This window comes from Variovorax ginsengisoli (genome assembly GCF_030486595.1).
Classification (GTDB): Bacteria; Pseudomonadota; Gammaproteobacteria; order Burkholderiales; family Burkholderiaceae_C; genus Variovorax; species Variovorax ginsengisoli_B.
The window spans coordinates 93,183-105,590 of the sequence record NZ_JAUJZH010000022.1 but is presented as its reverse complement, the minus strand read 5'-3'; the positions used below and the strand labels follow the sequence as shown (position 1 = coordinate 105,590).

The window sequence follows — 12,408 nt, the reverse complement described above, 5'->3', positions numbered from 1 at the left end:
GAACACCATGGCGACCAGGAGTGAAGTCGTGCATTGCTACGGGCAACTGGCCTCGGGCGTTGCGCTCATGGCGGAACTGGCCCGCTCCAAGGAGTGGGGCCGGCTGCCGGCGCTCGAGGAGCAATGCGCCGCGATCGTCGAGCGACTCAAGGTGCTGGTGCCACTCGAAACGCTGGACCCGAGCCAGTTCGAGGAAGCGCTGCGCCTGATCGAGCGCATCCGCGTCGACCAGGACGAGGTCTGTGGGCTGGTCAAGCCGCAGATCGAACAACTGCTCTCCCGCATGGGTTACCTGCATCAGCAGCGCAACCTGGGCAAGGCCTACGGGCCGCCGCACTGAGACGCGAGGGAACTGGTCATGAGCGGACTCACCGGACTCATCGATGCGCTGCTGGCCGTCAAGGCTTCGCCGCGTCTGGACGTGCTCGGAATCAAGGCCGAGACCCGGATCGGTGCGCCCGGTGCGGTGGCGGAGGTGCTGAAGGTCGAGAACGAAGTTCGCCTGCCTTCGAAGGCGGCGCTCGACCGGGTGCTCCCGGGCGGCCCTTCGAGCCTGCCGCCGGCCGCCTCGGCGCAGCCAGCGCCGGAGGCGGAGCTGTCGGTGGCGGCGCGCGTCATCAGTGCGGTGCTGGCCGACCTCGAATCGGATCCCGGTCCGGTGCGTGGCGCCGCACCCGCATGGCCCTCGCGGCAGGCACCCTCGGCGCCGACGCTGGCCGGCGCGCTGGCGCAGACCGTGGCCCAGAGCGGCTTGTTCTACGAATCCCACCTGCTCGAGTTCGCCGCCGGCGCGCGTCCGCTGGTCCAGCTGATGCAGGAGCCGCAGGCGCGCTGGGCGACGCCGCTGGCGGCGCAGCGCGCCGCCGAGCCGGCGCCTGCCGTCGCGGCCACCGCGTCCGGCGAGGGCGCGCCCACCGCCGAAGAAGTCGTGCGTGCCGTCGCCGAGTCGACGCTGGATGAAGCCGGCGCCTTGCCGCGCAGCGCCCAGCCCGTGGTCGCCGCGGCTGCCGGCAACGGCGCCGCGCCAGCGCCCGGCCCCGCACTCGTGGACACGGCAGTTGCTGCCGACAGCGCCGCGACGGACGCCGGCCCGGCGCCGACGCCCGACGCCGCCCGGCTTCAGGCGGCGTATGGACGCGGGGAGGCGGCAGCCTCGGTGCCGGCAGCGCATGCACCTGCGGCCGAGCGCGTGGAGGAGGCCGGTGCCTCTCACCACGCGGCCGCGTTCGCTCCCAAGGCCGCGGTGCCGCTGGCCGAAGTGATTCACCCCCAGGCCGTGAACCTGGTGCATCAGCAACTCGACTTGCTCGCCACGGCGGTGTTCCGCTGGAGCGGCGAAGCCTGGCCGGGCGTGGCGATGAACTGGACGGTCGAGAAGCAAGCCGCCGACCCGTCGGACGAAGGATCGGGCGAGGACCCGCCGCAGCGATGGTCGACCACGGTCGCCATGAGCCTGCCGCGACTCGGCCAGGTCGACCTCCGGCTGAGCCTGGCGGGCCCTGGCGTGCAGGCCCGGCTGGCCGCCAGCGAGGCCGGCACGGTGGCGACCCTGCGCGCCGACGGCGGCACGCTGGTGCAGCGGATGGAAGCCGCCGGCCTGCGCTTGCAGGATCTGCAGGTGGCGCCGATGGCGCCGGCAGGAGGTGCGTCGTGAGCACGCCCATGGATGACCGGCACAGCGCGGTGGCGCTGTCGCATGCCGACAAGAACGGGGCTCCGGTGGTCGTGGCCAAGGGCTATGGCGTAGTGGCCGAATCGATCATGCGCGAAGCCCGGCGGAACGGCCTCTATGTCCATGCCTCGGCGGGCTTGGTCAAGCTGCTGATGCAGGTCGACCTCGACCAGCAGATCCCGCCGCAGCTCTACCGCGCCGTGGCCGAAGTCATGGCCTGGATCCACGAACTCGAAGCCCGGGCGGATATCGCCGGGGCCCCGCAGACATGACGATGGCATCGCCGATGTTTTCTAAATGATACGTTTTGTTTCAGCATCAATGAATCTTCATTGGATATTCGCGAACTTTAATGATTAGTACTTTGTAGTTCAATTGAATTTTTAATACTTTTTAATCACCCAATTGCACGCGGCGGCCCATTTTTCCGTAAGTAGTTTGAACTACTTTCCATTGGGAAAACCGACCGTATGTAAGCCGATTCCGACGGTACGTCAGATAAGTCTCACTTTTCGGAATGAGTGATCTTAGGGTGGTGAAGTTGTTAGAAATTGTGTATAGACTGCAGACTTGATTGAATGGAGTGGAGTGTGGAAATGGATATCGATGGCGGCGTAAATAATGGCGACATCTCGAAAGAGATCGGCGACATTAACCTGGCCTATATGCTGCTCGCTCAAAAGCTGGCCAAGCAGGATCGCGCCGCGGCAATGTACCGCCTCGGCGTCGGCCGTGAATTGGCGGATTTGCTGGCCAACATGTCCTTGACGCAGATTGTCAAATTGGCGACATCCAATTTCCTGCTCTGCAGCTTCAGGCTCGACGACCACCCGATGTTCGCGGTGTTCGGCGAAGGCAAGGACACCACGCTCCAGCAGGCCCACATGTCGATCCTGATGGCCGCCCGGCAGCTCCAGCCGCGCGATACGGACGCCCTGGCATGAGCTCGAAAAGCGTCCTCGGCGAAGTCCGGCAGGTCCGGCTGGCGGTCGAATTGATCGAACTCGGTGCCCGCCTTCAATTCCTGGAAGCCGAAGTCGAATTGAGCCGCGAACGGCTAATTCGCCTGTACAAGGAACTCAAGGGCGTTTCGCCGCCCAAAGGGCTGCTGCCGTTTTCGACCGACTGGTACATGACCTGGCTGGCCAACATCCATTCGTCGATGTTCTACAACATGTACCGCTTCATGCTGCACGAAGCCAATGAGCCCCGGCTGCAGGCGCTGATCAAGGCCTACCGCCTTTATTCGGAGCAGATCGAGGCCCATGGCGGCGAGATCGTGCTGGATTTCACACGTGCCTACACGATGGTCCGATTTTTCGACAGCGACATGCTGCAACTCAGCGCCTGCACCCGTTGCGGCGGGAATTTCGTTGCGCACGCGCATGACCACAAGCATGACTATGTCTGCGTGCTGTGCCGCCCGCCGTCGCGCGCCGGCAAGGTGCGCGGTTCGAAACGCGTCGACGAGTCGACCAAGGCGCCTCAAGTTGCGGCGGCTCCGATTCTGGCAGTGCATTCCGCGTTGGGCGCCAACGGAGTTCATTGAAAGCGGCAATTTTTCGCTTATTCGGCAATTTCTTGATTTGATGCCTGCGGGCAAAAGGGGACGCGCGTGCTCGTGCTGGTTGGATACCTGGTAGTCATAGGAGCCGTTTTCGGCGGCTACGCCCTCATGGGCGGGCATTTCGGCGTCCTGTTCCAGCCGGTCGAGTTGCTGATGATCGGCGGCTCCGCGCTCGGCGCCTTCATCGCTGGCAACAACGGCAAGACGATCAAGGCGACGATGAAGGAGCTGCCGCTGCTGCTGCGTTCGTCCAAGCACAACCGGCAGCTCTACATGGACCTGCTGGCCCTGCTGTACGAGCTGCTCGCCAAGGCCCGCAAGGACGGCATGATGAAGCTCGAGAACGACGTCGAGAATCCGGCCGAGAGCGAGATCTTCGGGCGCTACCCGGCGCTCATGGCCGACCACGAGCTGATGGAGTTTCTCTGCGACTACCTGCGCCTGGTCATCAGCGGCAACACCGACCCGTTCGAGATCGAGGCCCTGATGGACCACGAAATCGAGACCATCCGCCATGAGGCCGCGGTGCCCCAGCACAGCCTGGCCGGCGTGGCCGACGCGCTGCCCGCGCTGGGCATCGTGGCCGCCGTGATGGGCGTGGTCCATGCGCTGGCCTCGGCCAACCTGCCGCCCGACGAGATGGGCGCGCTGATCGCTCACGCGCTGGTTGGCACCTTCCTGGGCGTGCTGCTGGCCTACGGCTTCGTGGCGCCGCTGGCCTCGCTGATCGGCCAGAAGGTCGAGGAAGCCATGAAGATCTACCAGTGCGCCAAGGTCACGCTGCTGGCCAGCCTGAACGGCTATGCACCCCAGTTGGCCGTCGAGTTCGGCCGCAAGGTGCTGTTCTCGACCGAACGTCCTTCCTTCACCGAACTGGATGACCATGTTCGGGAAGTCAAGGCCCGCTGAGTTCCGGGACCGCAGCCATGAGCGCTGAAAAGCACCGCGTCGTCATCAAGCGGGTCGCCGCCCATGGGGGCGGCCACCACGGCGGCGCCTGGAAGATCGCCTACGCCGACTTCATGACCGCCATGATGGCCTTCTTCCTGGTCATGTGGCTGCTGGCGATCTCGACCCCGAAGCAGCGCGCCGGCATCGCCGAGCACTTTCGCATGCCGCTCAAGGTGGCACTCACGGGCGGCGAGAAAAGCAGCCTCAGCAGCAGCATGATCCCGGGCGGCGGCGCCGACGTCATGGCGACCGAGGGCGAGGTCAAGAAGGCCGACCCGAGCGAGGAAGAGCTCGACGCCCAGCGGCTGGCCGACATGAAGCAGAAGCTCGACACGCTGATCGAGAACAGCCCGGTCTTCAAGCAGTTCCGCTCGCAGATCCTGATCGACATCACCACCGAAGGCCTGCGGCTGCAGCTGGTCGACAGCGACAACCGCCCGATGTTCGACCTCGCCAGCGCGCGCGTGGTGCCGCACATGCGCGCCATCCTGCGCGAGCTCGGACCGAAGCTCAACGAACTGCCGAACAAGATGACCTTGTCGGGCCACACCGATGCCATCGTCTACACCAATGGAGACAAGGCCTACGGCAACTGGGAGCTGTCGGCCGACCGCGCCAACGCCTCGCGGCGCGAACTGGTGACCGGCGGCATGTCGGAGTCGAAGGTGCTGCGCGTGGTCGGCCTGTCCGACAGCATGCACCTGGACAACGCCGATCCGCGCAATCCGATCAATCGCCGCATCAGCATCATCCTGCTGAATCGCCAGACCCAGGAACGCATCGAGCGCGAGAACAGCGGCGACGGTGCCGCGGTGCGCGCCAGCGCGCTGAAGACCGGTGCCCCGGGCGCCGCCGGCACTTCCGCCGCCAGCAGCGAGATGAAGCCGACATCCCTCAAGCCCACCAGCCCGACGCAGTAACCAACGACAGACCCAACGCCAGTGTTTGCAGCGCCGGCACCGGAACACACAGATGGACCTCAGCCAGTTTTCCCAAGCCTTCTTTGTCGAAGCGATCGAGCTTCTGGCGCAGATGGAGCAACTGCTCCTCGAGCTCGACGTCGACTCGCCGGACAGCGAGCAGCTCAACGCGATCTTTCGTGCGGCCCATTCGATCAAGGGCGGTGCGGCCACTTTCGGCTTCACCGCGCTGACCGAGACGACGCACGTGCTGGAAACCCTTTTGGACCGGGCACGCCATGGCCAGCTGCGCCTGAGCGGTCCGATGATCGATGCCTTTTTGGAAACGAAGGACGCCTTGCAAGAACAACTCACTGCCTACCAGGCGGGCAAAGAGCCTGAAGCCGAACGTGTCGCGCACATCTGCGGCGTGCTGCAGCAACTCGCGCGGGAGAACGGCGAGGGCGCCGCGGCGCCCGCATCCGCACCCGCTGCGGCGCCGGTCGCTGTGGCCGTCGCCGCGCCCGCGCCTGCCGCCGCGACCCCATCGACCGGCGCCCTGCGCATCCGCTTCGCCCGCCTGTCGGACAGTGAATGCGAACTGCTCGCCGGCGAACTCGCCAACCTCGGCACGCTGAGCTCCCGCACCCGCAGCAACGACCAGTTCACGGTGATGCTGGAAACCACCTGCGACCCGGACGACATCATCGCCGTCTGCTGCTTCGTGATCGACGAGTCGCAGATCGACATTTCGCGCGAAATGCCCGAGGCGCAAGCCGCGGCCGCGCCGGCAGCCGCACCGGCCGCAGCCCCCGCAGCCGAGCCGGCCGCCAAGGCCGCCGGGCCGGCCTCGGCGGCACCGGCCGCAGCGCCCGCGGCCGCCGCCAAGGAGTCGAGCTCGATCCGCGTCGATGTCGAGAAGGTCGACCAGCTCATCAACCTGGTGGGCGAACTGGTGATCACGCAGTCGATGCTGACCCAGGCCGCCACGATGCTCGACCCGGTCGTCTACGAGCGCTTCCTGAGCGGCCTCGGCCACCTGGAGCGCAACGCGCGCGACATGCAGGAGTCGGTGATGTCGATCCGCATGATGCCGATGGACTATGTGTTCAGCCGCTTCCCGCGGGTGATCCGCGACGTCAGCGCCAAGCTCGGCAAGCAGGTTCGGCTCGATACCTTCGGCAAGGAGACCGAGCTCGACAAGGGCCTGATCGAACGGATCATCGACCCGCTCACGCACCTGGTGCGCAACAGCCTCGACCACGGCATCGAGACGCCCGACATCCGGCTCGCCAAGGGCAAGGAAGCCACCGGCCAGCTGCTGCTGTCGGCGCAGCACCATGGCGGCAACATCGTGATCGAGGTCAGCGACGACGGCGCCGGCCTGAACCGCGAGAAGATCCTGGCCAAGGCGATGCAGCAGGGCCTGGCGGTGAGCGAGACCATGCCCGACGAGGAAGTCTGGCAGCTCATCTTCGCGCCGGGCTTCTCGACCGCGGAGCAGGTCACGGACATCTCGGGCCGCGGCGTCGGGATGGACGTGGTCAAGCGCAACATCCAGGAGATGGGCGGCCACGTCGAGATCCAGTCGCGCGGCGGCCACGGCACCACCACCCGCATCGTGCTGCCGCTGACCCTGGCGATCTTGAACGGCATGTCGGTCAAGGTCGGCAGCGAGGCCTACATCCTGCCGCTGAGCTACGTGATCGAGTCGCTGCAGCCGCTCGCCGAGCACCTGCATTCGATCACCAGCGACGGCCACGTGATCAAGGTGCGCGGCGAGTACCTGCCGCTGATCGAGCTGCACCGGGTCTTCGACGTGGCGGGCGCGCAGGTCGACCCGACCCAGGGCATCCTGGTGATCGTCCAGGCCGACGATGCGCGCTTCGCGCTGCTGGTCGACGAACTGCTGGGCCAGCACCAGGTGGTGGTGAAGAACCTCGAGACCAACTACCGCAAGGTGCCGGGCATCTCGGCCGCGACGATCCTGGGCGACGGCAGCGTGGCTTTCATCATCGACGTCGCCGCCATGCCGCGCATCCAGCGCGCACAGGCGGCCAGCGCCGCGGCGCTGGCGGGTGCTGCCAGGCCGGCGGCGGTTGCCGCTTGAGCCCTGCATACGCCATGCCGCGGACATCGCGTCGCGCTGATCGCTTGATCCGACCCACAGACGGAGCCATCTGCCATGCGCTTTGACTTCTTTCGAACCACGGGCGCAAGCGCCGCGAAGGACAAGGCTGTCCCCGGCGCGCCGGCGCAAACCCGCGAGGAGCCGTCGGACGAGCTCGGCGGGCCGCGCGAGGCGAGCGGCTACGTGCGCCATGCGCTGCAGCTCGACCCGCAGCAGCGGGTCAAGGGCTATCGCATGGCCTGGCTCGCGACGCCGGGCACCGCGCCGGTGCCCGATGCGTCCAGCCAGTTCATCGCGCTGCTCGACAACATCGCCCGGCACCTGAATCCGCCGCGCACGGGCTGGCGGCTCGGGCGGCTGGTGCTGTTCCTCGACGTCACGGTCGACGGGCTGTTCCTGGCCGAGCTGCAGTCGCTGCCGCCGGAGAACGTGGTGCTGTGCATGGGCCTGGGCGACCTGAGCGATGTCGACACACGCTCGATGCTGCTCTTCCTGCGCGAGCAGGGCTTCGGCTTCATGCTGAAGGATGCCGACGGCCTGCCGGCCGATCCGGAGCTGCGCGAGATCATCACGCACCTCGACGTCGGCGACGGCGACCCCGAGCGGGTGGCGCGGGTGCGCGCCGAGGAGCAGCCGGGCCGGGCGCCAGTGCAGCTGGTCGCCTCGCGCATCGACACCTGGGCGCAGGCCGGGGCCTGCGCCGACCTGCGGGTCGACATCTTCGTCGACGGCGCGCTCGCGCACCCGCCGGTGAAGGAGGGCGGCGATGCGCTGCAGCCCGAGTCGGTGATGATCGTGCGGCTGATGCACATGATCCAGCGCAACGAGAACGTGCGCAGCATCGAATCGGCGCTCAAGCGCGACGCGGCCCTGACCTACCGGCTGCTGCGCCACATCAATTCGCCCGCCATCGGCGCGGGTGTCGAGATCCATTCCCTGCGCCACGCGGTGGCGATGCTGGGCTACGCGCCGCTGTTCCGCTGGCTGTCCGTGCTGCTGGCCACCAGCAACCGGGCCGCGGCGCCGTTCATGACCAAGAAGGCCATCACGCGCGGCCGCTTCGTCGAGCTGATGGGCCAGGGGATGCTGCCGCCCGGCGAGGCCGACAACCTCTTCGTGGTCGGCATGTTCTCGCTGATTGACCAGCTGCTCGGCGTGCCGATGGCGGAGGTTCTCGCCAAGGTGCAGCTCGCGGGGTCGGTGCAGCAGGCGATCCTGGCGCGCGAAGGCGTCTACGCGCCCTTCCTCGCGCTGGCGGAAGCCTGCGAAACCGACGCCGCCCAGGCCGCCCGGCTGTCGGAGGCCCTGTTCGTGGGATCGGGCCAGGTCAACGCAGCCCACCTGGCGGCGATGGTCTGGTCGCAGGAAGCCGACGCCCACGACGGTGCAGTCTGAGATGCAGCGCGAGCAGCAAGGTATTTGTCCCGTTGATCGAACCATTGGAAAAGAGGCTCGCTATGTACATTGAGACCCAGGCACCGAGGTCCACCGTGAGCACCGAATTTCTCTTCACCGACAGCGATTTCTCGAAGGTCCGCGCGATGATCCATCGGCGGGCCGGGATCGCGCTGGGCGAGCAGAAGCGGCAGATGGTCTACAGCCGCCTGTCGCGCCGGCTGCGCGAGCTGCGGATGCCGGAGTTCTCCTCCTACCTCGAGTTGCTGGAGTCGCGCCAGGACGGCGACGAGTGGCAGTCGTTCATCAATTCGCTGACCACCAACCTGACTTCGTTCTTCCGCGAGGCGCACCACTTTCCGGTGCTGGCCGAGCACGTGCGCAAGGCCAGGGAGCCGGTCACGATCTGGTGCTCGGCGGCCTCGACCGGCGAGGAGCCCTATTCGATCGCGATCACGCTGATCGAGGCGCTGGGCGACAAGGCCAACGCGGCCCGGGTGATCTCGACCGACATCGACACCGCGGTGCTGGCCAAGGCCCAGGCGGGTGTCTTCACCGCAGACCAGGTCAAGGCGCTGTCGCCCGAGCGGCTGCGCCGCTTCTTCAACAAGGGCACCGGGTCGAATGCCGGCAAGGTGCGCATCCGCCCCGAGGTCGCGCAGCTGGTGAAGTTCTCGCGCCTCAACCTGCTCGACCCGTCCTGGTCGGTCAAGGAGCCGCTGGATGCGATCTTCTGCCGCAACGTGATGATCTATTTCGACAAGCCGACGCAGAAGAAGGTGCTCGACCGCTTCGCGCCGCTGCTGAAGACCAACGGCCTGCTGTTCGCGGGCCATTCGGAGAACGCCTCGCTGGTCAACCAGACCTTCAGGCCGCTCGGGCAGACGGTGTACGAACTGGCGCGCGCGAAGGGCAAGGCTGGGGTGCCATGAATGCCGTCGTGCCGGGGTCGCTGGCCAACCATCACTATTTCGACCGCGACGTCGGCAGCATGGCAGTCAAGCTGCTGCCTTCCGAGTATTTCGTGACCACCACCGACACGGTGCTGACCACGGTGCTGGGGTCGTGCGTGTCGGCCTGCATCCTCGACACCGACAACGGCGTCGCCGGCATGAACCATTTCATGCTGCCGGAGGAGGGCGACTCGGTCGCCCGCGACGCCACCGAGTCGATGCGCTACGGCGCCTACGCGATGGACGTACTGATCCGGGAGCTGATCCGTTCCGGCGCCCGGCGCGAGCGGCTGCAGGCCAAGGTGTTCGGCGGCGCCGCGGTGCTGGCCAACATGACGACCCTCAACATCGGCGACCGCAATGCCGATTTCGTGCTGCGCTACCTGAAGTCCGAACGCATCAGCGTCGCGGCCCAGGACCTGCGCGGCCAGCATGCGCGCCGCGTCTGCTTCATGCCGGCGAGCGGCAAGGCGGTGGTGCGCAAGCTGCGGGGGCAGAACGACGTGCAGGCGATCCAGCGCGAGGAGGGCGAGCTGCTGCGCATGGCCCTGCCGCGACCGGCGCTCGACCTGCGCAAAACCAACGGCCCGGCCGGCGAGAGCCCGCCGTGGGCCAGAAGCAAAGGAAGCTGGTGAGCGCGAACAAGATCAAGGTGCTGTGCGTCGACGACTCGGCGTTGATACGCAGCGTGATGACCGAAATCATCAACAGCCAGCCGGACATGACGGTGGTGGGAACGGCCGCCGATCCGCTGGTGGGGCGCGACCTCATCAAGGTCACCAACCCCGACGTGCTGACGCTGGATGTCGAGATGCCGCGCATGGACGGCCTCGAATTCCTCGAGAAGCTGATGCGGCTGCGGCCGATGCCGGTGGTGATGGTGTCGTCGCTGACCGAGCGCGGTTCGGAGATCGCGTTGCGCGCGCTCGAACTGGGCGCGATCGACTTCGTGACCAAGCCGCGGCTGGGCGTGCGCGACGGCCTGCTCAACTACACCGAGCTGATCGCCGCCAAGATCCGCGCCGCCGCCAGTGCGCGGCTGCTGCCGTCGCGGCATGCCGCGTCGGCCCGGCCGGCGGGCGAGCACGCGCCCGAGGCACTGCTGCGCAGCCCGTTGCTGAGCACCGAGAAGCTGATCATCATCGGCGCCTCCACCGGCGGCACCGAGGCGATCCGCGAGGTGCTGACCCCGCTGCCGCCGGACAGTCCCGCCATCCTGATCGCGCAGCACATGCCCTCGGGCTTCACCAAGTCATTCGCCCAGCGGCTCGACGGCTTGTGCCGGATCACGGTCAAGGAAGCCGAGCACGGCGAGCGGGTGCTGCCGGGCTATGCCTACATCGCGCCGGGTGGCTTCCACCTGTCGCTCGGCCGCAGCGGCGCCAACTACGTGGCGCACCTCGACCAGGAGCCGCCGGTGAACCGGCACCGCCCCTCGATCGACGTGCTGTTCGACTCGGCGGCCAGGCATGCCGGCAAGAACGCGATCGGAATGATCCTCACCGGCATGGGCAAGGACGGCGCCGAGGGGCTGCTGCGCATGAAGCGCGCCGGCGCCCACACCTTTGCCCAGGACGAGGCGAGCTGCGTCGTCTTCGGCATGCCGAAGGAAGCCATCGCGATCGGCGCGGCCGACGAGGTGGCGCCGCTGGGCGAGATGGCGCGCCGCGTGCTGGCGCACCTGCGCACCTTCGGTGCGCGCACTAATCGGGTTTGACAACGAACTGTTTGAGTGGAGAGAAACGTGATTGACAAGAGCATCAAGATCCTGGTCGTGGATGACTTCCCGACCATGCGCCGCATCGTGCGCAACCTGTTGAAGGAGCTCGAGTTCCTCAACGTCGACGAGGCTGAGGACGGCGCCGCCGGTCTCGAGAAACTGCGCGGCGGCAGCTTCGGCTTCGTGGTGTCGGACTGGAACATGCCCAACATGGACGGACTGACCATGCTGCAGAACATCCGCGCCGATCCCGAGCTGGGCAAGCTGCCGGTGCTGATGGTCACGGCCGAAGCCAAGAAGGAAAACATCGTCGCGGCGGCCCAGGCCGGCGCGAACGGCTATGTGGTCAAGCCTTTCACGGCGGCCACGCTCGAAGAGAAGATCACCAAGATCTTCGAAAAACTGGCGAAGGGGTAAGGCCATGAGCAAGAACGCGTTCGACGCCGAACAAGGGAACACCGCTGAAGAGTTGCTGGGCCGCATCGGGCAGTTGACGCGTCAGTTGCGCGAAGGACTGCGCGAGCTGGGCCTCGACAAGGAAGTCGCCAAGGCGGCCCAGGCCATTCCCGATGCGCGCGACCGGCTGGCCTACGTCGCCGCGACCACCGAGCGGGCGGCCCATCGCGCGCTCAACGCCATCGATGTCGCGCAGCCGCTGCAGGAAGGGCTGGCGAGCGACGCCAAGGGCCTGAGCAAGCGCTGGGACGAATGGTTCGCCGACCCGATCGAGCTCGACCATGCGCGCGAGCTCGTGATGGACACGCGTGGCTTCCTGCAGGACGTGCCGCAGAAGGCCAATGCCATCAACTCGCAGCTGATGGAGATCCTGATGGCGCAGGACTTCCAGGACCTGACCGGCCAGGTCATCAAGAAGATGATGGAAGTGGTCAACGATGTCGAGACGCAGCTGCTGCAGGTGCTGATCGACAACACGCCGGCCGAGAAGCGGCAGGAGATCGTCACCAACAGCCTGCAGAACGGCCCCCAGATCGTGCCCGGCAATCCCGATGCGGTGGCCGACCAGTCGCAGGTCGACGATCTGCTGGAGAGCCTCGGCTTCTGAGGCCTCGATCGAGCGAGAAGGAGGGCGATTGCGCTCTTGATCGGGCGATTGTTCCGG

Annotated in this window: 14 protein-coding genes; all 14 read left to right on the top strand. The window is 66.7% G+C overall.

Annotation, left to right across the window (positions count from 1 at the left end; translation table 11 throughout):
* The first annotated feature begins 7 nt into the window (after positions 1–7).
* The 14 genes from QZH52_RS26360 (at position 8) to cheZ (ending at position 12,351) form a co-directional block, all read left to right on the top strand.
* Positions 8–340 carry a flagellar protein FliT gene (locus QZH52_RS26360; RefSeq protein WP_301813646.1) on the top strand — a complete coding sequence of 111 codons (333 nt, stop codon included), beginning with the start codon at positions 8–10 and terminating at the stop codon, positions 338–340.
* An 18-nt stretch (positions 341–358) separates the two neighbouring features.
* Positions 359–1,654: a flagellar hook-length control protein FliK gene (gene fliK, locus QZH52_RS26355; RefSeq protein ID WP_301813645.1), complete on the top strand. Its 1,296-nt coding sequence runs from the start codon at positions 359–361 to the stop codon at positions 1,652–1,654.
* Entirely contained in the window at positions 1,651–1,944 is a 294-nt protein-coding gene (locus QZH52_RS26350) for an EscU/YscU/HrcU family type III secretion system export apparatus switch protein (RefSeq protein WP_301813644.1), read from the top strand. Before fliK ends, QZH52_RS26350 begins: the two co-directional genes overlap by 4 nt.
* Positions 1,945–2,268: 324 nt before the next feature.
* Entirely contained in the window at positions 2,269–2,616 is a 348-nt protein-coding gene (gene flhD, locus QZH52_RS26345) for a flagellar transcriptional regulator FlhD (RefSeq protein ID WP_286504516.1), read from the top strand.
* Positions 2,613–3,221: a flagellar transcriptional regulator FlhC gene (gene flhC / locus QZH52_RS26340; RefSeq protein ID WP_301813643.1), complete on the top strand. Its 609-nt coding sequence runs from the start codon at positions 2,613–2,615 to the stop codon at positions 3,219–3,221. The genes flhD and flhC overlap by 4 nt, the downstream gene beginning before the upstream one ends.
* A gap of 66 nt (positions 3,222–3,287) precedes the next feature.
* Entirely contained in the window at positions 3,288–4,148 is an 861-nt protein-coding gene (gene motA / locus QZH52_RS26335; protein WP_286503669.1) for a flagellar motor stator protein MotA, read from the top strand.
* Between the two features lie 17 nt (positions 4,149–4,165).
* Positions 4,166–5,110: a flagellar motor protein MotB gene (gene motB / locus QZH52_RS26330; RefSeq protein ID WP_301813642.1), complete on the top strand. Its 945-nt coding sequence runs from the start codon at positions 4,166–4,168 to the stop codon at positions 5,108–5,110.
* Between the two features lie 52 nt (positions 5,111–5,162).
* Entirely contained in the window at positions 5,163–7,199 is a 2,037-nt protein-coding gene (gene cheA, locus QZH52_RS26325) for a chemotaxis protein CheA (protein WP_301813640.1), read from the top strand.
* Positions 7,200–7,274: 75 nt separating this feature from the next.
* A complete protein-coding gene (locus tag QZH52_RS26320) occupies positions 7,275–8,615 on the top strand; it encodes an EAL and HDOD domain-containing protein (protein WP_301813638.1) in 1,341 nt (446 codons plus the stop codon).
* Positions 8,616–8,677: 62 nt separating this feature from the next.
* Positions 8,678–9,547, top strand: a complete 870-nt coding sequence (locus tag QZH52_RS26315; protein ID WP_301813636.1) for a CheR family methyltransferase — start codon at positions 8,678–8,680, stop codon at positions 9,545–9,547.
* Entirely contained in the window at positions 9,544–10,203 is a 660-nt protein-coding gene (cheD, locus tag QZH52_RS26310; RefSeq protein WP_301813634.1) for a chemoreceptor glutamine deamidase CheD, read from the top strand. Before QZH52_RS26315 ends, cheD begins: the two co-directional genes overlap by 4 nt.
* Positions 10,200–11,285: a protein-glutamate methylesterase/protein-glutamine glutaminase gene (locus QZH52_RS26305; RefSeq protein ID WP_436411633.1), complete on the top strand. Its 1,086-nt coding sequence runs from the start codon at positions 10,200–10,202 to the stop codon at positions 11,283–11,285. The genes cheD and QZH52_RS26305 overlap by 4 nt, the downstream gene beginning before the upstream one ends.
* 30 nt (positions 11,286–11,315) lie before the next feature.
* Entirely contained in the window at positions 11,316–11,705 is a 390-nt protein-coding gene (cheY, locus tag QZH52_RS26300) for a chemotaxis response regulator CheY (RefSeq protein WP_286371658.1), read from the top strand.
* 4 nt (positions 11,706–11,709) lie between these two features.
* The gene (cheZ, locus tag QZH52_RS26295; protein WP_301813632.1) at positions 11,710–12,351 is read left to right on the top strand and encodes a protein phosphatase CheZ; all 642 of its coding nucleotides are present in this window, start codon (positions 11,710–11,712) and stop codon (positions 12,349–12,351) included.
* Positions 12,352–12,408 lie beyond the last annotated feature (57 nt).